The sequence below is a fragment of the Streptomyces sp. NPDC052114 genome (genome assembly GCF_040680155.1).
Classification (GTDB): domain Bacteria; phylum Actinomycetota; class Actinomycetes; order Streptomycetales; family Streptomycetaceae; genus Streptomyces.
The window spans coordinates 65716-90517 of record NZ_JBFAWC010000022.1 but is presented as its reverse complement, the minus strand read 5'-3'; the positions used below and the strand labels follow the sequence as shown (position 1 = coordinate 90517).

Below are 24802 nucleotides of genomic sequence, written 5' to 3'. Positions count from 1 at the left end.
TGCCGCCGCTCGCCTACTCCTTGACGAACCCCTCCTGGATCAGCCAGTCCTTCGCCACCTCGTGCGGGTCCTGGCCCTCCACGTCCACCTTGGAGTTGAGGTCCTGCGCCACCGTGTTGTTCAGCTTCTTCGTGATGGGGTCCAGGACCTCCGCCATCTCCGGGTACTTCTCCAGGGACTTGCTGTTGATCTCCGGGGCCGCGTTGTAGTTGGGGAAGAAGTGCTTGTCGTCCGCCATGACCGTCAGGTCCATCGCCTTGATGCGGCCGTCGGTCGTGAAGACCTCGCCGTACGTGCACGACCCCTTGGACGCCTGCGTGTAGATGATGCCGGTGTCCATCTTGGTGATGTTGGAGGACGGGATGCTCATCCCGTACGCCTTCTGCATGCCGGGCAGCCCGTCCTCCCGGGAGGAGAACTCGCTCTCCACGCAGAGCGTGACCGCCTTCGGGTCGGACTTGGACAGGGCCGCCACGTCCGAGAGCGTCTTGGTCCGGTACTTCGCCGCGTTCTTCTCGTTCATCGCCAGCGCGTACGTGTTGTTGAGCGCGGCCGGCGGCAGCCAGGTGACGCCGTTCTTCAGGTCCGCCTCGCGCACCGCCTGCCACTGCTTCTGCGGGTCGTCGATGGGCTCGGTGTTGCCCTGGTACGTGATCCAGGCGGTGCCGGTGTACTCGTACATGGCGTCCGCGTCACCGCCCTTGACTGCCTCCCGCGCGCCGATCGACCCCTGGATGCCCGTGCGGTCGAGCACGTCCGCGCCGGCGGCCTCGAAGGCGATGCCCATGATCGCGCCGAGGATCAGCTGTTCGGTGAACTCCTTGGACGTGACGGTGAGATCGGCGCCCTTGAGGGGCAGGCCCCGGCCGATCGAGCCGGGCTTGACGTCGTCCACCATCGGGCTGCCGCTGGTGAGCCCGCACCCGGCGACCAGCGCGGCTCCCAGGACGCCGACGACCGACGTGCGCAACGAGACCCTCATGACCGCACCTCCAGGCCGCGCGGGCGCAGGACCAGTTCGGCCAGCGAGGCCAGCCAGTCCACCAGGAGCGCGAGCGCGATCGTCAGGATCGAACCGAGCATGAGGACGGGCATCCGCTGGTTCGTCATGCCCGTGGTGATCAGGTCGCCGAGGCCGCCGCCCCCGCCGAACGTGGCGAGGGTCGCCGTGCCGACGTTCAGGACGAGCGCCGTGCGCACGCCCGCGAGGATCAGCGGTACGGCCAGCGGGAGCTCGACCCGCGTCAGCACCCCCAGCGGCGACATGCCGATGCCGCGCGCCGCCTCCAGGAGGGTCGGGTCGTTCGCCTTCAGGCCCGCGATCGTGTTGGACAGGACCGGCAGCACGGCGTAGATGATGATGCCGATCAGGGCCGCCTTCTCGCCGATGCCGAGCCAGATCACCAGGAGCGCGAGCAGGCCGATCGCGGGCGTCGCCTGGCCGATGTTGGCCAGCGCCATCGCGACCGGGGCGGCCCTGCGCAGCCGCCCGCGGGTCAGCAGGATGCCCAGCGGGATCGCGATGATCAGCACGAAGAAGGTGGAGATCGCGGTCAGCTGGATGTGCTGGCGAAGGCGCAGCCACACGTTGCCGTTCGCCAGCGCGTTCTTGGAGATCGAGTCCAGGTCGGCCTGGTGGAACCACCACCACGTCAGGAGCAGGATCACCGCGAGCACGGCCGGCAGGAACGTGAGCCGCTGCCAGGTGACCCGGCGCTCCTTGCGGTCCGGCGTGGCCGGGGGAGGGGCCTCCTGCTCGCCCTCGCCGACGTCGCGGAAGGCGAGTCCCTTGACCTCGTGCTCGCCCTCGGGGCGCGTGTCCTCGCGCGGGGACGGCCTCATGCCTTCGCCTCCCCGCCGTCGCCCTCCTGCTCCTGGTGGGTCAACCGGGCGCGCTGCTCCTCCAGTTCGTGCTGGTGCTCGACGGCTTCGAGGCGGTCGGCCTCCAGCATCTCGTGGACGGAGTTCATCAGCGTCTCCATGTCGACGACGCCCGTGTACTCGCCGCGCCGCCCGGTCACCGCGACCCGCCCCGCGTTGTCCGTGAGGACCGCCTCCAGGGCGTCGCGCAGGGTGGCGTCCCGGGTGACCGTGTCGTGGACGAGGGTGCCCGCGCGGGCCAGTGAGCCCTTCGCGCGCATCAGGTCGCCGCGCCGCAGCCACTTGTAGGGGCGCCCGCGCTTGTCGAGCAGGAGCAGTTCGTTCGTACCGCCCGCGCGGAGCTTGTCGAAGATGTCCTGGAGCGGGTCGTCGATCGTCACCGTCGGCACGTCGGCGATCTCCACGTCGCGTACGCGCGTGAGGTTCAGGCGCTTGAGCGCCGCGCCCGCGCCCACGAAGCCCGAGACGAAGTCGTCGGCGGGGTTGGTGAGGATCGCCTCGGGGGTGTCGAACTGCGCGATGTGCGAGCGCTCGCGGAGCACCGCGATGCGGTCGCCGAGCTTGATGGCCTCGTCGAAGTCGTGCGTGACGAAGACGATCGTCTTGTGCAGCTCGTGCTGGAGCCGGATCAGCTCGTCCTGGAGGTGGTCGCGGGTGATGGGGTCGACGGCGCCGAACGGCTCGTCCATCAGCAGGACCGGCGGGTCGGCCGCCAACGCCCTTGCCACGCCCACGCGTTGCTGCTGGCCGCCGGAGAGCTGGCGCGGATAGCGGCCGTGGAACTCGCCCGGGTCGAGCCCCACCAGGTCGAGCATCTCCTCGACCCGCGACTTGATGCGGGACTTCGACCAGCCCACCATCTTCGGGACGAGCGCGATGTTCTGCGCGACCGTCATGTGCGGGAAGAGGCCGGAGGACTGGATCGCGTAGCCGACCTTGCGGCGCAGCTTCACCGGGTCGATGTCGGTGACGTCCTCGCCGTTGATGCGGATGCGGCCGCTGGTCGGCTCGATCAGCCGGTTGATCATCTTCAGCGTGGTGGACTTCCCGCACCCCGAGGGGCCCACGAAGATGACGATCTCGCCCGCCTTGATCTCCATGTTCACGCTGTCCACGGCCGGGTCGCCGCTGCCCGGATAGCGCTTGGTGAGGTTCTCCAGCTCGATCGTCGCGCCGGAGGTGGTCGCCGAACCTGCGGCGGCCCGCCCGGCGGCCTCGTCCGTGCTCGCGTCGGTGGCGGTGGTCTCAGACACGGATACCCCTCGGAATCGTCAGCCGGCCGATCAGGACGTACGCGGCGTCGAAGAGCAGCGCCAGGACGATGATCCCGAGCGTGCCCGCGAGCACCTGGTTGAGCGCGTTCTTGCTGCCGAGCGAGCCGATGCCGCGGAAGATCTCGTTGCCGAGGCCGGGCCCCGACGCGTACGCGGCGATGGCCGCGATGCCCATCAGCATCTGCGTGGAGACGCGGATGCCGGTGAGGATCGGCGGCCAGGCGATCGGCAGCTCCACCTTGAAGAGCCGGGCGAGCCGGGACATCCCGATGCCCTTCGCCGCGTCGACGAGCGAGGGGTCCACGCCCCGCAGTCCGACGATGGCGTTGCGCACGATCGGCAGCAGCCCGTACAGGGTCAGCGCGATGACGGTCGGCGCCACCCCCAGGCCCACGACCGGGATCAGCAGACCGATCATGGCGAGCGAGGGGACGGTCAGGATGGTGGAGGTCGCGGTCGTGGCGAGATTGCCCGCCCACTCGCTGCGGTACGTGAGGACGCCGATCAGGACGCCGATGACGGTGGCGACGACCATGCACTGGAAGACGGCGCTGGCGTGCTGGTACGCGTCCGTCAGCAACTGTTGGTGACGGTTGCCGAGGTAGTCCCAGAAGTTCACTGAAGTGCTCACCTCGTCTTTCCGAAGGGTCTCAGCGGTCGTGGACTCGGGTCGGCGGTCGGCTCTCGTGCGCGCGGGTCGGCGGCCCTGCCTCAGGGGTCCTCGGACGCCTGCTCCACCAGCGGGATGATCCGCAGCGGGACGGGGTTCTCCATGACGATCGCCGTGGAGGCCCGGACGATGCCATCAAAACCCACCACCCGGTCGATCACACGCTGGAGATCCGCGTTCGACCGGGCCACGAGGCGGCACAGCATGTCGCCGTGGCCCGTGATGGTGTGCAGCTCGAGGACCTCGGCGACCGACGTCAAATGCGCCCGTACGTCCGCCCCCTGGCCCTGTTTGATCTCCAGCGTCGCGAAGGCCGTCACGGGGTAGCCGAGCGCCGCCGGATCGACCTCGGGCCCGAAGCCCCGGATGACTCCATTGGACTGAAGCCGGTCCATGCGCGCCTGCACCGTGCCGCGCGCGACGCCGAGCCTGCGGGACGCCTCAAGAACCCCGATACGCGGCTCCCGCGCCAGGAGCACGATGAGTCTCCCGTCCAGATGATCGATCGCCATGACGCCTCCGTGATGGTCATGATGTACAGATAGCCCGCCCATCCTGGCCAGTGCCTGGACAGATTGACCACTGAAAACGCGAACTATTGCGCACCTTGTGGATCGGCGGGAGCCTCGGGACATGACTGAGACCACCACCCACACCACCCCCGACACCGCGCGCGAGGCCGACCCCTTCCCGGTCAAGGGAATGGACGCGGTCGTCTTCGCCGTGGGCAACGCCAAGCAGGCGGCGCACTACTACTCCACCGCGTTCGGCATGAAGCTGGTCGCCTACTCCGGACCGGAGAACGGCAGCCGCGAGACCGCGAGTTACGTGCTCACGAACGGCTCCGCCCGCTTCGTCCTCACCTCCGTCATCAAGGCCTCCACCGAGTGGGGCACCTTCCTCGCCTCCCACGTCGCCGAGCACGGCGACGGCGTGGTCGACCTCGCCATCGAGGTGCCGGACGCGCGGGCCGCGTACGCCTACGCCGTCGAGCACGGCGCCCGCGGGATCACGGAGCCGTACGAGGAGAAGGACGAGAACGGCACGGTCGTCCTCGCCGCCATCGCCACGTACGGCAAGACCCGCCACACCCTGGTCGAGCGCACCGACTACGACGGCCCTTACCTGCCCGGTTTCGTGACCGCGAACCCGATCGTGGAGCCGCCGGCCAAGCGGACCTTCCAGGCCATCGACCACTGCGTCGGCAACGTCGAGCTCGGCAAGATGAACGAGTGGGTCGGCTTCTACAACAAGGTCATGGGCTTCACGAACATGAAGGAGTTCGTGGGCGACGACATCGCGACCGAGTACTCGGCGCTGATGTCCAAGGTCGTCGCGGACGGCACCCTCAAGGTGAAGTTCCCGATCAACGAGCCGGCCATCGCCAAGAAGAAGTCGCAGATCGACGAGTACCTGGAGTTCTACGGCGGCGCGGGCGTCCAGCACATCGCGCTCGCCACGAACGACATCGTCGAGTCCGTGCGCACCATGCGCGCGGCGGGCGTCCAGTTCCTGGACACCCCCGACTCGTACTACGACACCCTCGGCGAGTGGGCCGGTGAGACCCGCGTGCCCGTGGAGACCCTGCGCGAGCTGAAGATCCTCGTCGACCGCGACGAGGACGGCTACCTCCTGCAGATCTTCACCAAGCCGGTCCAGGACCGCCCGACCGTCTTCTTCGAGATGATCGAGCGCCACGGCTCCATGGGCTTCGGCAAGGGCAACTTCAAGGCCCTGTTCGAGGCGATCGAGCGCGAGCAGGAGAAGCGCGGCAACCTCTAGGCGCCGTCGATCGCGGGCTGCGACCGGCTCGTCCTCAATCGCCGGACCGGCTCGGATTCCCCGGACCCGTCCGGCGATTCGGCGTCCCGGTCCGGCCGCGGGCCGGTGGGGGCTGGTCGCGCAGTTCCCCGCGCCCCTGACGGGGCGCCGCCTTACGCGGTGTCACCGGCCGGGGCGCGTACATCTGGGCGGGCCCACCCTCCGGTGGGTCCCCCAGCGCCGCCAGCGCGGCCTTCGCGGCGGGCACGCCCAGCGGCGAGAAGGAGGGGTTGATGCGCAGCGCCTCGCCCAGATGGCGCCGCGCGGCCCCGTAGTACCCGAGCTCCCGCTCGATCTGCCCCCGGTGGAAGGCGAACAGCGCGCTGCGCGGCCCCTTGTCCATCGCCTTCGTGACGAGCTTGAGGCCTGCCTCGCCGTCCCCGGCCCGGTGCATCGCCCAGCCCAGCGCGTCCGCCGTCTCCGGGCTGCCGTGCCGCTTGTACTCCGCGGTGAGCCGCTCCACCGCCGCGCCCGGATCCCCGTGGTCGGCCTCGAAGAGCCCGAGGACCCGCTCGTTGTTGACGCCGCCCGCGCCCTCCTCCTTCACGCGCGTGCGCAGCAGGTCGTACTGCGCCTTCGCCGCCGGACCCAGCCGCAGCGACTCGTACAACTCGCCCAGCTCCAGGGCGTACTGGGGCAGCGGCTGCCGGGCGAGCGCCGAGCGGTAGGCGTGCAGCGCCTCCGAGGAGCGGCCGAGCGCGGCCAGGGCGCGGCCCCGGCCCGCCAGCGCGGGATGGTGGTCGGGGTCGGCGGCCAGCGCCGCGTCGTCATAGCGCAGCGCCTCCGTCGGCTCGCCCCGCTCCCACGCCAGCTCCCCGACCCGGAACAGGCACGCCGCCTTCTCCGCCGGGGCCTCGGCGAGCGCGGCGGCGTCGGTGAGCGTGGCGTTCGCGTCCTCGCGCCAGCCGCGGTCGCGGTATACCTGCCCGGCCCGTGCCATCACCGAGGGGCCCGAGCCCAGCTCCTGGAGGGACTCCAGGGCCCTGCCGACGCCCTTCGCGTCGCCGAGCCCGCTGTAGGCGTCGATCAGCGCGGGGTACGAGGTCCAGCGCTTCGGCGCGGACTTGGCCGCGCGCTCGCCCCACATCTTCCCGGCCCGGAAGTCGTGCCGGGCGTTCGCCAGCGCCGCGAGCCCCGCGAGGGCCTCCGCGTTGCCCTCGGGCCGTGCCTTCAGCGATGTGCGCAGCGCGTTCTCCGCCTTCGGGTAGGCCGCGGCGTCGGCGGTCCGTACGCCCCGTGCGACGTACGCCGAACCGAGCACGGCCCAGGACTGGTCGTCGCCGGGGTGCGCCCGCAGATGCGCCTCGCGCTCCGCGATGAGCGCGGTCAGGTCCGGCAGGGCGGCTGGCGCGCCCGCGCCCACGGCCGCCATCGCCCGCCCGGCGGGCCCGAGTACGGGCGGCGCCGCGTCCTTGTCGTCCGAGGGCAGCAGCACGAGGAGGCCGCCGAGCACCACGCTCCCCGCGACGGAGCCGATCAGCACACGCTTCACCGAAGGCTTCATGGACCTCACTGTGCGTCAGGCACTTCAATACGAAGAGCACATCCCGGCATGTGGAAGGGCGTCGCACACGGGTTCACACCGATGGCCCCGGGTGCGAGGCTGTGATCATGAGCCGCACCCTCATCGAACGCCTTCAGGAGGGCCTCCCGGCCGAGGCGGTCCTCACCGACCCGGACGTCACCTCCTCGTACTCCCACGACATGGCGAGCTTCTGCGAGGCGGGCACCCCCGCCGTCGTGGTCCTGCCGCGCACCGTCGAACAGGTCCAGCACGTGATGCGCACGGCCACCGAGCTGCGCGTCCCGGTCGTCCCGCAGGGCGCCCGCACCGGCCTGTCCGGCGCCGCGAACGCCAGCGAGGGCTGCATCGTCCTGTCCCTGGTCAAGATGGACCGCATCCTGGAGATCAGCCCCGTCGACCGGATCGCGGTCGTCGAGCCGGGCGTCGTCAACGCCACGCTCTCGCGCGCGGTCAACGAGCACGGCCTGTACTACCCGCCGGATCCCTCCAGTTGGGAGACGTGCACCATCGGCGGGAACATCGGCACCGCCTCCGGGGGCCTGTGCTGCGTGAAGTACGGGGTCACGGCGGAGTACGTCCTCGGGCTCGACGTCGTCCTCGCCGACGGACGGCTCATGAGCACCGGCCGCCGCACCGCCAAGGGCGTCGCCGGATACGACCTGACCCGGCTGTTCGTGGGCTCCGAGGGCAGCCTCGGCATCGTCGTGCGCGCGGTCCTCGCCCTCAAGCCGCAGCCGCCTCAGCAGCTGGTCCTCGCGGCCGAGTTCGCCTCGACGAAGGCGGCCTGCGACGCGGTGTGCGCGATCATGGAGGGCGGCCACGTGCCGTCCCTGCTGGAACTGATGGACCGTACGACGGTGAAGGCCGTGAACGCGCTCGCGCACATGGGCCTGCCGGAGACCACCGAGGCGCTGCTGCTCGCGGCCTTCGACACCGCGGACCCCGCGGCCGACCTCGCCGCCGTCGGCGCGCTCTGCGAGGCGGCGGGCGCCACCCAGGTGGTGCCGGCCGAGGACGCCGCCGAGTCCGAACTGCTGCTCCAGGCACGACGGCTCTCCCTCACCGCGCTGGAGGCGGTCAAGGGCACGACGATGATCGACGACGTGTGCGTGCCGCGCTCCGGGCTCGCGGACATGCTCGACGGCGTCGAGCGCATCGCCGAGAAGTACGACCTGACCATCGGGGTCTGCGCGCACGCGGGCGACGGCAACACCCACCCCACCGTCTGCTTCGACGCGGCGGACCCCGACGAGGGCCGGCGTGCCCGCGAGTCCTTCGACGAGATCATGGCCCTCGGCCTGGAGCTCGGCGGCACCATCACCGGCGAGCACGGCGTCGGGGTCCTCAAGAAGGAGTGGCTGGCACGCGAGATCGGCCCGGTGGGAGTGGAGATGCAGCAGGCCGTCAAGGCGGCCTTCGACCCGCACTCACTCCTCAACCCGGGCAAGCTCTTCTGAGTCCGTCTCCGTATCCGTCGCTCTCCGTCCCGCTCGCTCCTTCCCCGTCTCCGCGTCCGTCTCCTGACCGGCTCCGCGCTCGCCCCCGTGGCGGCGGAGCTCACTCACCGTCCTTGGACTCGTCCGAGGGCCACGGGTCGCGCAGCCACAGGTCGTCGGCCGGGGTGGGGGCGAGCAGCTCGGCGAGGCCGTCGTCGATGCCGAGCTGCTCGGACTCAGAGCCCGGAGGGACCACCCGCAGCGTCCGCTCCAGCCAGGCGGACACGGCGGCGGCCGGCGCCTCCAGGAGGGCGTCGCCGTCGGGCGAGCTGAGCGCCATCAGGACGACGCTGCGCCCCTCCACCTTGGTCGGCCAGACGCGCACGTCGCCGTGGCCGCACGGCCGGAACACCCCCTCCACCAGGAGCTCACGGGCGAACGTCCAGTTCACCGGGTGCTCGGAGCCGATGTGGAAGGCGATGTGGACGGCGTAGGGGTCGTCGGTGCGGTAGGTGAGGCGGGCCGGGACGGGGATGGCCCGCTCCGGCGACAGGACCAGCTTGAGCTCCAGCTCGCGTTCCACCACGGAGTGCATCACGTTCTCTTCCTTTCGTCGTGGGGCCCTGGGAGCGGACCCGTACGAGTGGAGAGCGCGAGATCGCCGGAGCATTACGCGGGTTCGGGAAAATTTCTTCACGGGACTTCGCGGCGGCGCCCGGGAGGGGGTGCGCGGGGCGCCGGGGATGTGTGGGGAGCGTGCCCGGAAAGTGGTCCGAAGGGCGGGACCCGCCCGGTGGGACACGCCGGTCTGATAGATGTGGAGCCTCCAGTAGACCCCCGAGCAGATACGGGACGACGGACATGAGCGCCCCAACTCCGGCCCCAGGCGACGACCGGCCGCGCGAAGGCTACTACCCCGACCCGTCCATTCCCGGATATGTCCGGTACTGGAACGGTGCCGCCTGGGTCCCCGGTACGAGCCGTCCCGCGCCGTCCGACGGCGAACCGCTGCCGGCCCCGCCCGGCGCGGGCTCCGGAGCGGGCGCGGGGGCCGCGGGGCCGCCCGCCGTGGAGGAGACGGGCCCGCACTTCTTCGACGAGGACCCGCGTCCCGACCAGGGCGGGCAGGCCGCGCAGCCCGAACCGGCCGACCAGCACGGCGCCCGGCCCGAGCCCGCCTCCGCCTGGCAGGCCGACGCCGCCCGCCAGTCCGGCCTCGGCGGCGAGCAGGAGCGCCGGGTGTCCTGGGGCTCCCCGCCGGGCCAGGGCGCCGACCCGCGCGTGCCCAGCGACGCCGCGCCCCGCGCGGAGGCCGCCCCCGCGGCCCCGGAGCCCGGGGCCGACGACAGCAACCCCGGCACCGTCGCGATCCGTGCCATAAGGCCGGGCACCCCGCAGCCGTCCGCCGCGCAGCCGGGCACCGAGAAGCCCGCCGGCACGCCCCCGGCCGCCGCGCAGCCGACGCCCTCGGGCGAGGGCACCGTGACGTTCCGCCGGCCCACCGGCCCGGTGCGGCCCTCGGCGTCCGCCCCCGCGGCCCAGAAGCCCGGCGGGCAGGCCACGCCCGCCGCATCGGCCGGCACCGACGGCACCATGGCGATCCGCGCGATCCGCCCCAAGTCCGGGCAGCGGGGCGCGCAGACCGCCGCCGCGCAGACCTCCGTACCCCCGCAGACCGCCGCACCGCAGCAGCCGCCCGCCGCCGCGCAGCCCCAGCCCCCGTCGCAGCCCCAGCCGGGTGCCGCGCCCGCGCAGCCCGCCGTGCCGCAACAGGGCGGCCCGCCCGCGCCCGTCACCACCGGGCCCGGCGGCGGCTCGCCCTCCTGGGCCCAGCAGGTCCACCAGCTCGCGCAGTCACCGGCCGCGCCGCCCGCAGGACAGCAGGACGAGGGGCAGCCCGTCGTGCCCTGGAAGCCGGTGGCCGAGGACCCGTTCCTCGCGGTCGCGCAGGCCCAGGCCGCGGCCCGTCCCGCCGGGCTCGGCAGGCGCCTCGCCGCACGGCTCGTCGACACCGTCGTGCTCGCCGCCGTCACCGGCGCCGCCGCGCTGCCGCTCGGCACCCGGGCCGCCGACCACATCGACGGCAAGATCGACGCGGCGAAGCTCTCCGGCGAGCAGACCACCGTCTGGCTCCTCGACGGCACCACGGCCGGCTACCTCGGCATCATCCTCGCCGTCCTGCTGCTCTTCGGCGTCGTGTACGAGGCGCTGCCCACCGCCAAGTGGGGCCGCACCCTCGGCAAGAAGGTGTGCGGCATCGAGGTGCGGGACATCGAGGAGCACGAGGCTCCGGCGTTCGGGGCGGCGCTCAAGCGCTGGCTGGTGTACAGCGTGCCGGGCGTCCTGGTGATCGGCGTCGTCGGCGTGCTCTGGTGCGTCTTCGACCGGCCGTGGCGGCAGTGCTGGCACGACAAGGCGGCGAACACCTTCGTCGCGGTGAGCGCCGGGTGACCCGGACGGCCGCCGGGTAACCCGGTCAGCCGCTCGCCGGATGCGGAGCGGGGGCCGTCGCGGTCGACTCGGGCCATGAGCACCGAACCGCCGCAGTACCCGCCGCCGGACGACGACCCGTTCAAGAAGCAGCCGCCGCAGCCTCCGCAGGGCGGCGGGTCCCCCTACGACACCCCGCCCCCGGGCGGCGGCTCGCCCTACGGCAGCCCGCCCCCGGGAGGCGCCGCCCCGCCGCCCGGCGGAGGTGATGGTTCCCCTTACGGCGCGCCGCCCCCGCCCTATGGGGGCGACCCCTACGGCGGTGGACAGGGCGGCTACGGCGGAGGGGATCCCCTCGCCGGAATGCCTCCCCTGGCCGACAGCGGAAAGCGTGTGCTCGCCCGCATCATCGACATGATTCTGGTGGGCATCGTCGTCAGCCTGCTGTCGTGGCTCTTCGGCACGGCCGAGTACGACATCGACCCGGACAAGGTGAACACGGGCAAGTCGTTCGGCCAGTCCCTGGTGGCCGCCGTGCTCTACATCGCGTACGACACCTTCATGGTCTCCAAGTCCGGGCAGACCCTCGGCAAGAAGTGGCTGGGGATGCGCGTCGCGAACCTCAACGACGGTGCCACGCCGAGCATGCAGACCGCGCTCGCCCGCGCGGCCGTGCTCTGGCTGCCGTTCGCCTTCTGCTGCGCCTGCATCTGGACGGCGATCAGCGGCGGCTGGAGCTTCTTCGACAAGCCGTACAAGCAGGGCCTGCACGACAAGGCCGCCAAGACGGTGGTGGTCAGCGTCTGACAGGTGCTGGTCCGGGGGTCACCCGGACATGGCGGCGTTCTTGCGTCCGGCGGGCTCGTGATCCACGGGCCCGCCGGTTCGTGTCACGGACCCGCGGGTTCGCGCACGGACTCGGCGAGGACGGCGCGCTGCGCCGGGACGCGGTCCTGCGCGCGGGCGGGCCCCGACGACGCGCGGGCGGCCGTGGGGGCCGGCCTCGGCAAGGGGACCGTCATGGCGACGAGTAAGCCGAGGCCCAGCGCGGCAAGGGCTATCACCATGATTCCCACGCCTGAGCTCGTCTGGGAGAGAAGCAGCATGGCGAGCGTGGAGAAGACGACGGTCACGGCGCCGTAGGCGATCTGCGCGGCGGTCGGACGAGGCATGGGACGAGGCATGACGGGATCCGTCCTCGGGACAGCAGATGGTGATCTGGTCATTTGCGAATCAAAGGGTCCCCGACGGCGACGACTTGGGATGTGTCGCCTCGCGCTGTGGCGCACCGTCGATTGGCTTTGTTCCATTGACTCTATTCCGCTGTCTGCCCGACGGGAACGAGCGGTAAGCGTGACCTTACCCACGGTGCCGGAGCACAGGGGGCGCACGGGTTCATGACGTCCACCAAGTGGACGGTGTGGCGCGCCTGTTGACCTTCTCCATGGGGGAGTGACCCACGTCCGGATAGCGGACCTCGGGGTCTGCATAGTGCACTTGGCCTGTTCAAGTCAAGGTCTGTCTTTTCTCCCGTACTTCCGGTCGAATGTCGTCACTTGTGACGCGTACATCGCGCGCGGACCTCCTCCGACCGGGATCTCGGTCCGGCCATTTTCGCGCGGGCGCGGGGGAGGATCTCATCAAGTGACAGCCAGAACACGGACGTTCAGAGCCACCGCGGTGGCCGTGGCGATGGCCGCGGCCGCCGCGATGTACTCGGCGGCGACGGCGACGGCCGACACCGGCACCTCGGGCGGGGCACCGGCGGTCGACCGCCAGGACCCGTCGAGGACCAAGGCCCAGGTCGACCACGATCTGGACGGGCCGTTCAGCAAGCAGCAGGCGCAGCAGCGCAAGGCCGCCCTGCAGCAGGTCGTCGCGGGCGACGCCAAGGTCCAGAAGAAGGGCGCCTCCAAGGTCGTCAAGCTCGACGACAAGAAGTACGTCGAGCTGGGCCGGGAGAAGACCGACAAGATCTTCACGATCCTGGTGGAGTTCGGGGACAAGGTCGACGACACGACCATGTATGACCCCGACGGCCCCGAGGGCCCGGAGCAGCCGGTCAAGAAGTACGGCGGCAAGCCGGGACCGCTGCACAACAAGATAGCCAAGCCGGACCGTGCGAAGGACAACAGCACGGCCTGGCAGAAGGACTACGACCAGAAGCACTTCCAGGACCTGTACTTCGGGAAGGGCAAGGACTCCAAGGGCAAGCAGAAGGAGTCCCTGAAGACCTACTACGAGAAGACCTCCTCGGGCCGTTACTCGGTCGACGGTGAGGTCTCCGACTGGGTCAAGGTCGACTACAACGAGGCCCGTTACGGCTCGAACTACTGCGGCGACACCAACTGCCCGAACGTCTGGGACGCGGTCAAGGACGGCGTGACCGCCTGGGCCAAGGACCAGAAGGCCAAGGGCCGCACGGACGCCCAGATCAAGACGGACCTCGCCAAGTACGACCAGTGGGACCGTTACGACTTCGACGGCGACGGCGACTTCAACGAGCCCGACGGCTACATCGACCACTTCCAGATCGTCCACGCGGGCGAGGACGAGTCGGCCGGCGGCGGTGCCGAGGGCGAGAACGCCCTGTGGGCGCACCGCTGGTACGCCTACGGCAACGACGCGGGCAAGACCGGCCCCTCGAACAACAAGGCCGGCGGCACCCAGATCGGCGACTCGGGCATCTGGGTCGGCGACTACACGATGCAGCCGGAGAACGGCGGCCTCGGCGTCTTCGCCCACGAGTACGGCCACGACCTCGGCCTGCCCGACCTGTACGACACCTCGGGCAAGGGCGACAACTCGGTCGGCTTCTGGTCGCTGATGTCGGCCGGTTCCTGGCTCGGCACCGGCAAGGACGCCATCGGTGACCTGCCGGGCGACATGACCGCCTGGGACAAGTTCCAGCTGGGCTGGCTCGACTACGCCAAGGCCAAGGCGGCGACGACGTCCGAGCACAAGCTCGGCGTCTCGGAGTACAACACCCGCCACCGCCAGGCGCTCGTCGTCGACCTGCCGAAGAAGTCCGTCACCACCACGGTGACCAAGCCCACCGAGGGCGCCAAGCAGTGGTGGAGCGACCAGGGCGACGACCTCAAGAACACCCTGACGCGCCCGGTCGACCTGACCGGCAAGTCCAAGGCCGAGCTGTCCCTGGACGGTTGGTGGGACATCGAGGCCAACTACGACTACCTCTACACCGAGGTCTCGACGGACGGCGGCGCCAACTGGACGCCGATCGACGGCACCGCGGACGGCAAGCCGATCACCCGTGACGCCGGCGACAAGCCCGCGTTGACCGGCGCCTCGGCGAAGTACAAGAAGCTGGTCTTCCCGCTCGACGCCTACGCCGGCAAGAAGATCGACGTCCGCTTCCGCTACTCCACCGACGGCGGCGCGGGCGGCAAGGGCTTCGCGGCCGACGCCCTCGCGGTCACCGCGGACGGCACCAAGCTCTTCGAGGACGGTGCCGAGGGCGACGACAACGGCTGGACGGCCAAGGGCTTTTCGCGCATCGGCGAGTCCTTCACCAAGAAGTACGACCAGTACTACCTCGCCGAGAACCGTCAGTACGTCTCCTATGACAAGACCCTGAAGGTCGGCCCGTACAACTTCGGCTTCTCGAAGTCGCGTCCGGACTGGGTCGAGCACTACCCGTACCAGACCGGCCTGATGGTCTGGCAGTGGGACACCTCGCAGAAGGACAACAACACCAGCCAGCACCCCGGCCAGGGTCTGATCCTTCCGGTCGACGCGCACGCGAAGCCGCTGAAGTGGACGGACGGCACGCTCCTGCGCAACAAGATCCAGCCGTTCGACGCGCCGTTCAGCAAGTACGCGACGGACAAGCTCACGCTCCACAACGCGGACGTGGCGCTGAAGGTCAAGTCCCAGAAGGGTGTCTCGGTCTTCGACGACCGCAAGGGCACCTACTGGTACAAGGAGAACCCCACGGGAAGTGTCAAGGTCACTGACACCAACACTCAGATCAAGATCATCAAGCAGCCGAAGGATGGCTCCTCGATCACGGTCCAGGTGGGTCCCTCGACGAAGTAATTAGCGTTATCGCAGGTCAAGCCATGATCGGCCGTCGCCCTCTAGCGGGCGGCGGCCGATCGTGTTTAGGTGCTGGCTGTGGATTTCTTATTGACGCGGGGTCCGGCCAGGGATCTCGTGCGATGTCTCACGGGGGTGTGACGAAGCATGTCCGCAGGAGGTTTCTGCAAGCTGCCGAACGGCAGCGTGGTGGTGGCGCTGACCCTGCCGAACCCGTCGCCGGGCGGCGGCACGGTCCGCATGATCGTGCACGCCGTGAACCGGGCGAGGGCCCTGACCAGGCTGCGCAATCTCGGCCTGCGGGCGGTCTACCTGCGCGGCAACAGCCAGCCGCCGACCCCGGACGAGGTCACGGCGGTGCTGCACCACCCGGACGGCCTGATATGGCGGACGGCACCGGACGACGCGCGGGAGCTGTGGCACCCGATCAGGGCGCTGAAGAGACAGGGCGGGAGGGCCAGCCCTTCCTGGACGTGAGATCCGGCCCCTCCGGCGGGTGAGGAGCGGGGCCCGGGGCGGAGCCCCGTGGCGGTCAGACGACCGGCTTCCCGGACAGCTCCACACCGGCCGCGCGCAGCTCGTCCAGCGCCCGCTCGGTGGTCTCCTCGGCGACGCCTGCGGTGAGGTCGAGGAGCACCTGGGTGGTGAACCCCTCCCGCGCCGCGTCCACCGCCGTGGCCCGCACGCAGTGGTCCGTCGCGAGCCCCACCACGTCGACCTCCGTGATCTCCCTGGCCCGCAGCCACTCCGCCAGGGAGACGCCGTTCTCGTCGACGCCCTCGAAGCCGCTGTACGCCGCCGCGTACGCCCCCTTGTCGAAGACCGCGTCGATCGCGCCGGAGGCGACCGCGGGGGCGAAGTTCGGGTGGAAGCCGATGCCCTCCGTGCCCGCCACGCAGTGCGGCGGCCAGGAGTCGACGTAGTCGGGGTGGTCGGAGAAGTGCGAGCCGGGCTCGATGTGGTGGTCGCGGGTGGCCACGACGTGGCGGTAGCAGGCCGGGGCCTGGCCGATCAGCTCGGTGATGGCGGCGGCGACGTCCGCGCCGCCGGCGACCGCGAGGCTGCCGCCCTCGCAGAAGTCGTTCTGCACGTCTACGACGATCAGTGCGCGGCGCATGGTCGGTGTCCTTCTCCTGGGAGACTTCGAGCGTAGAGACTTCAAGTATGGGTCGGGAAGGGGCGGTTGAAGCACCCGGCCGGAGCACCGCGCCGCGCCGGGCGTCGGTTCACACGGACTCGGCCGGGTTCACTCCCAACCGGCCCGGTTCACGCGTACTCGGTGGGAATGACCGCTTCGCCCCGGGACAGCTGGGTCGCCGAGAGCGGCAGGCCGGCGCGGGCGGCGGCGTGCCGGTCGCGCACCGCGTCCAGCGGCTCGCGGGCGACGACCTCGCCGCCCTTGACCAGCTCGACCAGGAGCTGCCGGTCGGCGAGGTCCGCGGGGACGGGCCCGGTGCCGATCACCTCGGCCTCGGCGACGCCCTGCGCGTCGGTCCGCCGCGCGGCCCACTTGCGGCCGCCCATGGAGGACTTCGCGCCGAGCGACTTCTTCGCGACCGGCTCCAGGGGAGCCTTGGGGTCCGCCGAGTGGGCGCGGGCCACCAGCTTGTAGACCATGGAGCAGGTGGGGTGCCCGGACCCGGTGACGAGCTGCGTGCCCACGCCGTACGCGTCCACGGGCGCCGCCGCGAGCGAGGCGATGGCGTATTCGTCCAGGTCGGAGGTCACGACGATCTTCGTGTCCGTGGCGCCGAGGTCGTCCAGCTGCTGGCGCACCCGGTGGGCCACGAGCAGCAGGTCGCCGGAGTCGATGCGCACGGCGCCCAGCTCGGGCCCGGCGACCTCGACGGCCGTGCGGACGGCCTCGGCGACGTCGTAGGTGTCCACGAGCAGGGTCGTGCCGCGGCCGAGCGAGTCGACCTGGGCGCGGAAGGCGTCGCGCTCGTTGTCGTGCAGGAGCGTGAAGGCGTGGGCGCTGGTGCCGACCGTGGGGATGCCGTAGCGGAATCCCGCGGCCAGGTCCGAGGTGGTCGCGAAGCCGCCGACGTAGGCGGCGCGGGAGGCGGCGACGGCGGCCAGCTCGTGGGTGCGGCGGGCGCCCATCTCGATCAGCGGACGGTCGCCCGCGGCCGAGGACATGCGCGAGGCGGCGGCCGCGATGGCGGAGTCGTGGTTGAGGATGGAGAGGATCACGGTCTCCAGGAGCACGCACTCCGCGAAGGAGCCCTCGACGCGCAGGAGCGGCGAGCCGGGGAAGTAGACCTCGCCCTCGGGATAGCCCCAGATGTCGCCGCTGAAGCGGTATCCGGCGAGCCATTCCAGGGTGGCCTCGTCGACGATGGCGCGCTCGCGCAGGAAGCCGAGGACGCCCGCGTCGAAGCGGAAGTTCTCGACGGCGTCCAGGACCCGTCCGGTTCCGGCCACCACGCCGTAGCGCCGCCCCTCGGGCAGTCTGCGGGTGAAGACCTCGAAGACCGAACGCCGGTCGCCCGTGCCCGCCTTCAGCGCGGCCTGCAGCATCGTCAGCTCGTACTGGTCCGTGAAGAGCGCTGTCGACGGAACATCCACCGGCAGGCCAAGGTCCGCTGTGTTCATACGAGGGATGCTACCCCGCATCTCGTCACTCTGACGATTTCAATGGCGTCCACGGGAGGCCATTTGTGCGAGGCCCCCCTCGGGGTGGCAGCATGGGGCGTGTGAGTACGGCTCCCGCAGAGATCACCCGACCGGAATCGGCCGAAGAGACGTTCACGGCCCCCGAGCCGGACGTCCCCTGGATCACGCTCGTCCACAACGACCCGGTGAACCTGATGAGCTACGTGACGTACGTGTTCCAGACGTACTTCGGGTACTCGAAGGACAAGGCCACGAAGCTGATGATGGACGTGCACCACAAGGGCCGCGCGGTCGTCTCCAGCGGCACGCGCGAGGAGATGGAGCGCGACGTGCAGGCCATGCACGGGTACGGGCTGTGGGCCACCCTCCAGCAGGACCGCAAGTAGCGTCCCACCGGGCGGCGCCCGCCCGGGGAGCGGCCCTCACCGGGCGGCCCCCGTGGAGCGGCGCCCACCAAGCAGCGCCCGCCGAGCGGCGGACGGACCGGAAGCAGCGACTCAACTGATGCCAGGACACTTCGAACCGATTCCCGGGGGCGGCGCCGCCGTCGCGCTCGACGAGGTCGAGATCTCGATCATCCGTTCCCTCGCCGTGCAGCTCCTGGAGCTGATCGGTCCGGGCCCCGGGGGCGAGGCCTCCGACGACCCGCTCGCGGAGCTCTTCGCGGAGGGGCCGAGCGAGCCGCCCGCCGATCCGGTGATGCGGCGCCTGCTGCCCGACGCCTACGGCGGCCCGGAGGGCGCGGAGGGCGCCGGCGACCCGGATGAACTGCGGGCGTATTCGGCCGAGTTCCGCCGTTTCACGGAGAACGACCTGCGGGCCAAGAAGCGCGACGACGCCCTGGTCGTGATCCGCTCGCTCGACTCGATGGCGTCCTCGGGCGAGGGCGGAGCTGTCCTGAAACTGTCGGTCGAGGAGTCCCGGCACTGGCTCGGGGCCCTCAACGACCTCCGGCTCGCGATCGGCACGCGTCTCGACGTCACCGACGAGGAGGACGCGGAGCTGCTCTTCCGCCTGCCCGACTCCGACCCCCGCAAGCCGATGGTGATGGCGTACCTGTGGCTCGGTGGACTGCAGGAGACGCTGGTGGGGACGTTGCTCGGCTGAAAATGGGTGCAACGGACACCTTTTGTTCAGCCGGCGGGTCGTTCGCTCAGCGGATGCTCAAATCCGGATAACGATCGCGTCACTTCATTGCCCGCGTTTATTGCGTCAAGGGAATTTTGTCCGCTTCTTCCTGTGGTCTGCGCCACAAGTGGCTCATTCCCTCGCTCTGGTCACCGTGATAAATCTTCACGACCGCTCGGTGACGCCACCCATGTCGCCGAGGGCGCTCGGGCCGGCAGACCGCCGGTAGCACTCCATTCCATATCCGGGGGGATCAGGACCTGATCCGCAGCCACAACGCAGATGTGCGGGCGCGGATCAGCATGGAGAAAGGCGTCACCATGACCTCAGTGCAGGTCGAAGAGCACCACGACGGCAATGAGGCCGTGCACGCCGCCGGCCAGTCCGGCGACGGCGAGGGGTACCAGCGCGGGCTCGGCGCCCGGCAGATCCAGATGATCGCGATCGGCGGTGCCATCGGCACCGGCCTGTTCCTCGGCGCGGGCAAGGCCATCCACAAGGCCGGACCGAGCCTCATCCTGGCGTACGCCATCGCGGGCCTCGTCATCTTCTTCATCATGCGGGCGCTCGGCGAGCTCCTCATGTACCGGCCCGTCTCCGGCTCCTTCTCGGAGTACGCGCGGGAATTCATGGGCCCGTTCTTCGGATTCGTGACCGGCTGGACGTACTGGCTCTTCTGGGTCGTCACCGGCATCACCGAAGTCACCGCGGCCGCCCAGTACATGCAGTACTGGACCCACGACTCATTCCCGCAATGGGCGTACGCGCTGGTCTTCACCGTCATCCTGTACGGCGCGAACCTCATCTCCGTGAAGCTCTTCGGTGAGCTGGAGTTCTGGTTCTCGATGGTCAAGGTCACCGCGATCATCGGCATGATCCTGATCTGCCTCGGCATCCTCACCATCGGCTTCTCCGACGCCGGCGAGACCGCCTCCGTCAGCCACCTGTGGAACGACGGCGGCTTCTTCCCGAACGGCATCGGCTCCACGCTGATGACCCTGCAGATCGTGATGTTCGCCTTCCTCGCCGTCGAGCTGGTCGGCGTCACCGCGGGCGAGTCCAAGGACCCGAAGACCGTCCTGCCCAAGGCCATCAACACCGTGCCGTGGCGCATCGCCGTCTTCTACGTCGGCGCGCTCATCATGATCCTCTCGGTCGTCCCGTGGACCTCCTTCAAGCCCGGCGTCTCGCCGTTCGTGAAGGCCTTCGAGGAGATGGGTCTCGGCGTCGGCGCCGCGATCGTGAACTTCGTGGTCCTCACCGCCGCGCTCTCCTCCTGCAACTCCGGCATGTACTCCACCGGCCGCATGCTCCGCGACCTGGCGATGAACGGCCAGGGCCCGAAGTTCTTCACGAAGCTCACGAAGAACGGCCTGCCGCTCATCGGCACCACGGTCTCCGCCGGCTTCATGCTGTTCGGCGTCTGGATCAACTACCAGTGGCCGGGCGAGGCGTTCAACTACGTCGTCTCCTTCGCGACCATCTCCGGTATGTGGGCCTGGATCATGATCCTGTGCTGCCAGATCCGCTACCGCCGCAAGGCCGACCGCGGCGAGCTGCCGCAGTCCACCTTCCGGGCCCCGGGCGCGCCGTTCACCAGCTGGTTCGCCCTCGCCTTCATCGGCATGGTCATCGTGATGATGGGCGTCGACAAGGACGCGCGGATCTCGCTGTACGCCGCTCCGGTCTGGGCCGCGATCCTGACGGTCGCCTACCTGTTCCTCAAGCGCCGCAACCCGCAGGCCGCCGCGTTCAGCAAGCGCAAGACGGGTGTCGTCCTCGACGCCGCCGAGGCGCCGGCCGACCGGAAGTGACCTTCCCCGTGACCTCTCCGTAGAGGCCGCTGTCCAGCATTCGGGCCCGCCCGTACCACCCTTCGGTACGGTGCGGGCCCTCTGCTTATCCTGGCTGCCATGCTGACCATCACCCAGGCGCTCCACGACCAGATCGTCGCGCACGCGCGGCAGGACCACCCCGACGAGGCGTGCGGCGTGGTCGCGGGGCCGGTGGGCACCGGCCGCCCCGAGCGGTTCATCCCGATGCTGAACGCCGCGCGCTCGCCCACGTTCTACGAGTTCGACTCGGGTGACCTGCTCAAGCTGTACCGCGAGATGGACGACCGCGACGAGGAGCCGGTGATCGTCTACCACTCGCACACGGCGACCGAGGCCTACCCCTCGCGCACCGACATCACGTACGCCAACGAGCCCGGCGCGCACTACGTCCTGGTCTCCACGGCCGACACCGACGACGCGGGCCCCTTCCAGTTCCGCTCCTTCCGGATCGTCGAGGGCGAGGTCACCGAGGAAGAGGTGCAGGTCGTCCAGGCATACTGACCCGGACAACCTTGAGGCGGCAGGAGCCAGGAAGCCGGTGCGAACCCGGCACGGTCCCGCCACTGTGACCCCACCCCTTCGCCGGGGCGGGGGAGTCAGGAACTGACCTGCCGCCTTCTCCACGCAACGCAGGGGACGCGGAAATCCCCTGGAGGAGGCAGTTCAGCCATGTCCCGCCGTCACACCGGCATACGCGCGCTCGCCGCGGCCACCCTGCTCGTCCCGCTCGCCGCGTGCTCGTCCTCCGACGCAGGCTCCGACGGCGAGCCCGCGGCCAAGGCCGCCGGATTCCCGTACACCGTCACCAACTGCGGTGTGCGGACGACGTACGACGCACCCCCCAAGCGCGCCGTCACCATGAACCAGCACGCCACCGAGGTGATGCTGGAACTGGGCCTCAAGGACCGCATGGCCGGTACCGCCTACCTCGACGACAAGGTCCTGCCGCAGTACGCGAAGGCCTACAAGTCGGTCCCGGTGCTCGCCAAGGAGTACCCCTCCTACGAGAAGCTGCTCGCCGCCAACCCCGACTACGTGTACGGCGGTTACGCCAGCGCCTTCCTCGCGGGCGACGGCCGCAGCCGCGCCGCGCTCGCCAAGTCCGGCATCGAGACCCGCCTCAACGTCGAGGGCTGCGCCAAGAGCCCCGTCTCCATGAAGGACGTCTACCGCGAGGTCCGCGAGGTCGGCTCGACCTTCGGCGTGCGCGACCGCGCCGACGCGTGGGTGCGCGGCGCCGAGCGCGAACTCGCCGCCACCGCCGAGAAGGCGAAGGGCAAGAAGCCCGCCAAGGTCTTCGTCTACGACAGCGGCGACAAGACCGCGTTCACGGCGGGCGGCCGCGGCATCGGCAACGACATCATCGAGCGGGCGGGCGGCCGCAACGTCTTCGCCGACGTGGACAAGTCCTTCAGCGACGCCTCCTGGGAGTCGGTCGTCGAGCGCGGGCCCGAGGTCATCCTGATCCTCGACTACGGCGCCACGAGCGTCGCCCAGAAGAAGAAGCGCCTCCTCGACGACCCGGTCCTCCAGGACGTCCCGGCGATCAAGAACAAGCGCTTCGCGGTCCTGCCGCTGTCGGACACGGTGACAGGCGTACGAGCACCGGAGGCGGTGAGGAAGCTGGCGGCGCAGCTGTGATCCGGACCCAGACAACGAACCCCGGGGACATCAAGCCCGTCCGGCGATCGAGGACGAGCCCGAAGGGCGATCGACGGAGGTCGAAGGGGCAGCGCCTCTTCGTCCTGGCGGTCCTCACCGCAGCCCTCGCGGCAGCGACGGTCGCAGGGCTCGCGCTCGGCTCCGTCCGCATCCCCCCGGGCCAGGTCGTCGAGATCCTCACGGGACGGGCGGAACCCTCCCCGTTCCGCACCATCGTGCTGGACGTGAGACTCCCGAGGATCATCCTCGGGGCGACCGTGGGCGCCGGCCTCGCGGTCATCGGCACCGTCCTCCAGGCCCTCGTCCGCAACCCGCTCGCCGACCCGTTCCTGCTCGGCGTCTCCTCGGGTGCCTCCGTCGGCGCGGTCGTGGCGATCGTGCTCGGCGGTGTCTTCGGCCTCGGCGCGAGCCTCGCGACCACCGTCACCATCCCGGCCGCCGCCTTCGTGGGCGCGCTGATCTCGCTGGTCCTCGTCTACGCCCTGGCCAGGGGCGGCGGCGGGGGATTCGCCACCGGCCGCCTGATCCTGTCCGGGGTCGCCGTCTCGTACATCCTGACCGCCCTGACCAGCCTCATCCTGGTCACCGCCGACAGCGCCGACCACCTCAAGGAAGTCCTGTACTGGACGCTCGGCGGCCTCGGCAGCGCCCGCTGGAACATGCTCGCCCTGCCCGGCGTCGCCCTCGTCCTCGGCACCGCCCTCCTGGTCGCCCTGGCCCGCCCCCTCGACCTGCTGCTCGCGGGCGAGGAGGGCGCCACCGTCCTCGGCCTGGACACCGCCCGCTTCCGCGCCGGCGTCTTCGTCCTCGCCTCGCTCCTGACCGGCGTCCTCGTCGCCTACAGCGGGGCCATCGGCTTCGTCGGCCTGATGGTGCCGCACGCCGCCCGCATGCTGGTCGGCGCCGCGCACCGCGCGCTGCTGCCGGTCGTGGCGCTGATGGGCGCCGTCTTCCTGGTCGTCGCCGACCTCGCGGCGCGCACGGTCGCCGCCCCGCAGGACATCCCCGTCGGCGTGCTGACCGCGCTGACCGGCGGCCCGTTCTTCCTCTGGCTGCTGCGGCGGCGTACCGAAGGAGTCCCGGCATGACCCGGCCGCAGCCCGCCGGCGCACTGCGCACCGAGAACCTCTCGTACGAAGTGGACGGACGCGCCCTCGTCGACGGCGTCGACCTCACCGCCGCCCCCGGCGAGACCGTCGGCGTCGTCGGCCCCAACGGCAGCGGCAAGACCACGCTGCTGCGCTGCGTCTACGGCACGCTGCGCCCCACCCGCGGCCGCGCCCTCCTGGACGACGAGGACCTGCACACCATGACCCCGAAGGCCCGCGCCCGGCGCCTGGCCACGGTGCCGCAGGACGGGCAGGGCGCGTTCGAGCTCACCGTCCGACAGGTCGTCGCGATGGGCCGCTCCCCGCACAAGCGGTTCTGGGAGGCGGACACGGCCGCCGACGAGGAACTGGTCGAGGCGGCGCTCGCCCGCGTCGGCGTCGCCGACCTCGCCCACCGGGCCTTCCCCTCGCTCTCCGGCGGCGAGCGCCAGCGCGCCCTGGTCGCCCGTGCCCTGGTGCAGGAGCCCACCCTCGTCGTCCTGGACGAGCCCACCAACCACCTGGACATCCGCTACCAGCTCGACATCCTCACCCTGGTACGGGAGTTGGGCACGACGAACCTCCTCGCCCTGCACGACCTGAACCTCGCCGCGTACTACTGCGACGTCCTGTACGTCCTGGACGGCGGCCGGCTCGTCGCCTCGGGCGCCCCGAAGGACGTCCTGACGCCCGAGCTGCTCGCCCGTGTCTACGGCGTGACGGCCGAGGTCAGCACCCATCCCGTCACCGGCGCCCCGACCGTCGTCTATCTCCCTCCGACCGCATCCTGAACGGAATCCGTCCGGTATCTGAGATCACATTCCAGGACCCGGACCGGGAATCGATACGATGACCGCATGGTTCCCCATGACGTGAGCGAAGAGACGCCGAGCGCACTGCTGCTCGTTGCGCGGCTGCACGTCGACCTGTGCCGCCTCGCCAGCGCGATCTGTTCCCGCTGAACCGTTCCGCCGCACGGCCGTGGGCCGCGGCGCCGTACCCGCGTACGACCACGCACCACCCGCACGACAGCGCCGCCGCGCGCCCGCCACCTGCACTTCTCGACTCCCGACAGGAGCCCTCAGCATGGCCATCGAGGTCCGCATCCCGACCATCCTCCGCACCTACACCGACGGCGAGAAGGCCGTCCAGGGCAGTGGAGACACCCTCGCCGAGCTCTTCACCGACCTCGACTCGCGGCACGCGGGCATCGCCGAGCGCATCGTGGACGACGGCAAGCTGCGCCGCTTCGTGAACGTGTACCTGAACGACGAGGACGTCCGCTTCCTGGACGGCATCTCCACCAAGCTCGCCGACGGCGACAGCGTCACGATCCTGCCGGCCGTCGCCGGCGGCATGCGCTAGGCCCGATCCCGG

General features: G+C 70.5%; 25 protein-coding genes and 1 riboswitch. Of the genes, 15 read left to right on the top strand and 10 right to left on the bottom strand.

Annotated elements, in window-relative coordinates:
• Positions 1-13: 13 nt before the first annotated feature.
• From AB0L89_RS35340 to AB0L89_RS35320, 5 genes are all read right to left on the bottom strand, one after another.
• Positions 14-982, bottom strand: a complete 969-nt coding sequence (locus tag AB0L89_RS35340; protein ID WP_365150644.1) for a glycine betaine ABC transporter substrate-binding protein — start codon at positions 980-982, stop codon at positions 14-16.
• A complete protein-coding gene (locus AB0L89_RS35335; protein WP_365150641.1) occupies positions 979-1842 on the bottom strand; it encodes an ABC transporter permease in 864 nt (287 codons plus the stop codon). Before AB0L89_RS35335 ends, AB0L89_RS35340 begins: the two co-directional genes overlap by 4 nt.
• The gene (locus AB0L89_RS35330; protein WP_365150638.1) at positions 1839-3134 is read right to left on the bottom strand and encodes a betaine/proline/choline family ABC transporter ATP-binding protein; all 1296 of its coding nucleotides are present in this window, start codon (positions 3132-3134) and stop codon (positions 1839-1841) included. Before AB0L89_RS35330 ends, AB0L89_RS35335 begins: the two co-directional genes overlap by 4 nt.
• Positions 3127-3774 carry an ABC transporter permease gene (locus AB0L89_RS35325; protein ID WP_365150751.1) on the bottom strand — a complete coding sequence of 216 codons (648 nt, stop codon included), beginning with the start codon at positions 3772-3774 and terminating at the stop codon, positions 3127-3129. The genes AB0L89_RS35330 and AB0L89_RS35325 overlap by 8 nt, the downstream gene beginning before the upstream one ends.
• A 92-nt stretch (positions 3775-3866) precedes the next feature.
• On the bottom strand, positions 3867-4337 hold the full coding sequence (locus tag AB0L89_RS35320) for an Lrp/AsnC family transcriptional regulator (protein WP_365150635.1): 471 nt from the start codon (positions 4335-4337) through the stop codon (positions 3867-3869).
• A 121-nt stretch (positions 4338-4458) separates the two neighbouring features.
• On the opposite strand from AB0L89_RS35320, the gene hppD reads away from it, so the two are divergent.
• Positions 4459-5607, top strand: a complete 1149-nt coding sequence (hppD, locus tag AB0L89_RS35315) for a 4-hydroxyphenylpyruvate dioxygenase (RefSeq protein WP_365150632.1) — start codon at positions 4459-4461, stop codon at positions 5605-5607.
• Between the two features lie 34 nt (positions 5608-5641).
• Here hppD and AB0L89_RS35310 read toward each other — a convergent pair whose 3' ends face one another.
• A complete protein-coding gene (locus tag AB0L89_RS35310) occupies positions 5642-7150 on the bottom strand; it encodes a tetratricopeptide repeat protein (protein ID WP_365150629.1) in 1509 nt (502 codons plus the stop codon).
• A gap of 107 nt (positions 7151-7257) precedes the next feature.
• On the opposite strand from AB0L89_RS35310, the gene AB0L89_RS35305 reads away from it, so the two are divergent.
• Entirely contained in the window at positions 7258-8628 is a 1371-nt protein-coding gene (locus tag AB0L89_RS35305) for an FAD-linked oxidase C-terminal domain-containing protein (RefSeq protein ID WP_365150626.1), read from the top strand.
• Positions 8629-8728: 100 nt separating this feature from the next.
• On the opposite strand, the gene AB0L89_RS35300 is transcribed toward AB0L89_RS35305, so the two are convergent.
• Positions 8729-9202, bottom strand: coding sequence for an SsgA family sporulation/cell division regulator (locus AB0L89_RS35300; RefSeq protein ID WP_365150748.1), 474 nt, complete (start codon positions 9200-9202; stop codon positions 8729-8731).
• 266 nt (positions 9203-9468) lie between these two features.
• On the opposite strand from AB0L89_RS35300, the gene AB0L89_RS35295 reads away from it, so the two are divergent.
• Positions 9469-11058 (top strand): RDD family protein, encoded by a 1590-nt coding sequence (locus tag AB0L89_RS35295; RefSeq protein WP_365150623.1) that lies wholly within the window; start codon positions 9469-9471, stop codon positions 11056-11058.
• A 75-nt stretch (positions 11059-11133) separates the two neighbouring features.
• On the top strand, positions 11134-11844 hold the full coding sequence (locus tag AB0L89_RS35290; RefSeq protein WP_365150620.1) for an RDD family protein: 711 nt from the start codon (positions 11134-11136) through the stop codon (positions 11842-11844).
• An 83-nt stretch (positions 11845-11927) separates the two neighbouring features.
• Here the strand turns inward: AB0L89_RS35290 and AB0L89_RS35285 are convergent, their stop codons facing one another.
• Complete coding sequence (locus AB0L89_RS35285; RefSeq protein ID WP_365150617.1) at positions 11928-12209, bottom strand: hypothetical protein; 282 nt, start codon at positions 12207-12209, stop codon at positions 11928-11930.
• Positions 12210-12681: 472 nt separating this feature from the next.
• On the opposite strand from AB0L89_RS35285, the gene AB0L89_RS35280 reads away from it, so the two are divergent.
• Complete coding sequence (locus tag AB0L89_RS35280) at positions 12682-15096, top strand: immune inhibitor A domain-containing protein (RefSeq protein WP_365150614.1); 2415 nt, start codon at positions 12682-12684, stop codon at positions 15094-15096.
• A 147-nt stretch (positions 15097-15243) separates the two neighbouring features.
• Complete coding sequence (locus AB0L89_RS35275) at positions 15244-15573, top strand: hypothetical protein (protein ID WP_365150611.1); 330 nt, start codon at positions 15244-15246, stop codon at positions 15571-15573.
• 55 nt (positions 15574-15628) lie between these two features.
• On the opposite strand, the gene AB0L89_RS35270 is transcribed toward AB0L89_RS35275, so the two are convergent.
• Positions 15629-16213, bottom strand: coding sequence for an isochorismatase family protein (locus AB0L89_RS35270; RefSeq protein ID WP_365150608.1), 585 nt, complete (start codon positions 16211-16213; stop codon positions 15629-15631).
• Between the two features lie 149 nt (positions 16214-16362).
• Positions 16363-17691: a nicotinate phosphoribosyltransferase gene (locus AB0L89_RS35265; RefSeq protein ID WP_365150605.1), complete on the bottom strand. Its 1329-nt coding sequence runs from the start codon at positions 17689-17691 to the stop codon at positions 16363-16365.
• A gap of 92 nt (positions 17692-17783) precedes the next feature.
• On the opposite strand from AB0L89_RS35265, the gene clpS reads away from it, so the two are divergent.
• The 9 genes from clpS to AB0L89_RS35220 all read left to right on the top strand — a co-directional run bounded on the left by clpS (position 17784) and on the right by AB0L89_RS35220 (position 24790).
• On the top strand, positions 17784-18098 hold the full coding sequence (gene clpS / locus AB0L89_RS35260; protein ID WP_365150602.1) for an ATP-dependent Clp protease adapter ClpS: 315 nt from the start codon (positions 17784-17786) through the stop codon (positions 18096-18098).
• A gap of 118 nt (positions 18099-18216) precedes the next feature.
• The gene (locus AB0L89_RS35255) at positions 18217-18819 is read left to right on the top strand and encodes a DUF2017 domain-containing protein (RefSeq protein ID WP_365150599.1); all 603 of its coding nucleotides are present in this window, start codon (positions 18217-18219) and stop codon (positions 18817-18819) included.
• A 341-nt stretch (positions 18820-19160) separates the two neighbouring features.
• Positions 19161-20654, top strand: coding sequence for an amino acid permease (locus AB0L89_RS35250; protein ID WP_365150596.1), 1494 nt, complete (start codon positions 19161-19163; stop codon positions 20652-20654).
• A 99-nt stretch (positions 20655-20753) separates the two neighbouring features.
• A complete protein-coding gene (locus AB0L89_RS35245) occupies positions 20754-21176 on the top strand; it encodes a M67 family metallopeptidase (protein WP_365150593.1) in 423 nt (140 codons plus the stop codon).
• A riboswitch (cobalamin riboswitch) is annotated at positions 21140-21302 on the top strand. It overlaps the preceding gene by 37 nt.
• Positions 21303-21344: 42 nt before the next feature.
• Entirely contained in the window at positions 21345-22316 is a 972-nt protein-coding gene (locus AB0L89_RS35240; protein ID WP_365150590.1) for an ABC transporter substrate-binding protein, read from the top strand.
• Positions 22317-22420: 104 nt separating this feature from the next.
• Positions 22421-23425 carry an iron ABC transporter permease gene (locus AB0L89_RS35235; protein WP_365150745.1) on the top strand — a complete coding sequence of 335 codons (1005 nt, stop codon included), beginning with the start codon at positions 22421-22423 and terminating at the stop codon, positions 23423-23425.
• Entirely contained in the window at positions 23422-24216 is a 795-nt protein-coding gene (locus AB0L89_RS35230; protein WP_365150587.1) for an ABC transporter ATP-binding protein, read from the top strand. The genes AB0L89_RS35235 and AB0L89_RS35230 overlap by 4 nt, the downstream gene beginning before the upstream one ends.
• A 66-nt stretch (positions 24217-24282) precedes the next feature.
• Positions 24283-24387, top strand: a complete 105-nt coding sequence (locus tag AB0L89_RS35225; RefSeq protein WP_363251067.1) for a putative leader peptide — start codon at positions 24283-24285, stop codon at positions 24385-24387.
• Positions 24388-24511: 124 nt separating this feature from the next.
• Positions 24512-24790, top strand: coding sequence for a MoaD/ThiS family protein (locus AB0L89_RS35220; RefSeq protein ID WP_055696941.1), 279 nt, complete (start codon positions 24512-24514; stop codon positions 24788-24790).
• Positions 24791-24802 lie beyond the last annotated feature (12 nt).

Excerpts from the sequence above, each read along its gene's own strand:
- AB0L89_RS35310 (WP_365150629.1), bottom strand. The coding sequence starts at position 7,150 with ATGAAGCCTTCGGTGAAGCGTGTGCTGATCGGCTCCGTCGCGGGGAGC.
- hppD (WP_365150632.1), top strand. The coding sequence starts at position 4,459 with ATGACTGAGACCACCACCCACACCACCCCCGACACCGCGCGCGAGGCC.
- AB0L89_RS35250 (WP_365150596.1), top strand. The coding sequence starts at position 19,161 with ATGACCTCAGTGCAGGTCGAAGAGCACCACGACGGCAATGAGGCCGTG.
- AB0L89_RS35225 (WP_363251067.1), top strand. The coding sequence starts at position 24,283 with ATGGTTCCCCATGACGTGAGCGAAGAGACGCCGAGCGCACTGCTGCTC.
- AB0L89_RS35285 (WP_365150617.1), bottom strand. The coding sequence starts at position 12,209 with ATGCCTCGTCCGACCGCCGCGCAGATCGCCTACGGCGCCGTGACCGTC.
- AB0L89_RS35290 (WP_365150620.1), top strand. The coding sequence starts at position 11,134 with ATGAGCACCGAACCGCCGCAGTACCCGCCGCCGGACGACGACCCGTTC.
- AB0L89_RS35305 (WP_365150626.1), top strand. The coding sequence starts at position 7,258 with ATGAGCCGCACCCTCATCGAACGCCTTCAGGAGGGCCTCCCGGCCGAG.
- AB0L89_RS35255 (WP_365150599.1), top strand. The coding sequence starts at position 18,217 with ATGCCAGGACACTTCGAACCGATTCCCGGGGGCGGCGCCGCCGTCGCG.
- AB0L89_RS35240 (WP_365150590.1), top strand. The coding sequence starts at position 21,345 with ATGTCCCGCCGTCACACCGGCATACGCGCGCTCGCCGCGGCCACCCTG.
- AB0L89_RS35220 (WP_055696941.1), top strand. The coding sequence starts at position 24,512 with ATGGCCATCGAGGTCCGCATCCCGACCATCCTCCGCACCTACACCGAC.
- AB0L89_RS35295 (WP_365150623.1), top strand. The coding sequence starts at position 9,469 with ATGAGCGCCCCAACTCCGGCCCCAGGCGACGACCGGCCGCGCGAAGGC.
- clpS (WP_365150602.1), top strand. The coding sequence starts at position 17,784 with ATGGGGCGTGTGAGTACGGCTCCCGCAGAGATCACCCGACCGGAATCG.
- AB0L89_RS35275 (WP_365150611.1), top strand. The coding sequence starts at position 15,244 with ATGTCCGCAGGAGGTTTCTGCAAGCTGCCGAACGGCAGCGTGGTGGTG.
- AB0L89_RS35230 (WP_365150587.1), top strand. The coding sequence starts at position 23,422 with ATGACCCGGCCGCAGCCCGCCGGCGCACTGCGCACCGAGAACCTCTCG.
- AB0L89_RS35335 (WP_365150641.1), bottom strand. The coding sequence starts at position 1,842 with ATGAGGCCGTCCCCGCGCGAGGACACGCGCCCCGAGGGCGAGCACGAG.
- AB0L89_RS35340 (WP_365150644.1), bottom strand. The coding sequence starts at position 982 with ATGAGGGTCTCGTTGCGCACGTCGGTCGTCGGCGTCCTGGGAGCCGCG.
- AB0L89_RS35245 (WP_365150593.1), top strand. The coding sequence starts at position 20,754 with ATGCTGACCATCACCCAGGCGCTCCACGACCAGATCGTCGCGCACGCG.
- AB0L89_RS35270 (WP_365150608.1), bottom strand. The coding sequence starts at position 16,213 with ATGCGCCGCGCACTGATCGTCGTAGACGTGCAGAACGACTTCTGCGAG.
- AB0L89_RS35300 (WP_365150748.1), bottom strand. The coding sequence starts at position 9,202 with ATGCACTCCGTGGTGGAACGCGAGCTGGAGCTCAAGCTGGTCCTGTCG.
- AB0L89_RS35320 (WP_365150635.1), bottom strand. The coding sequence starts at position 4,337 with ATGGCGATCGATCATCTGGACGGGAGACTCATCGTGCTCCTGGCGCGG.
- AB0L89_RS35265 (WP_365150605.1), bottom strand. The coding sequence starts at position 17,691 with ATGAACACAGCGGACCTTGGCCTGCCGGTGGATGTTCCGTCGACAGCG.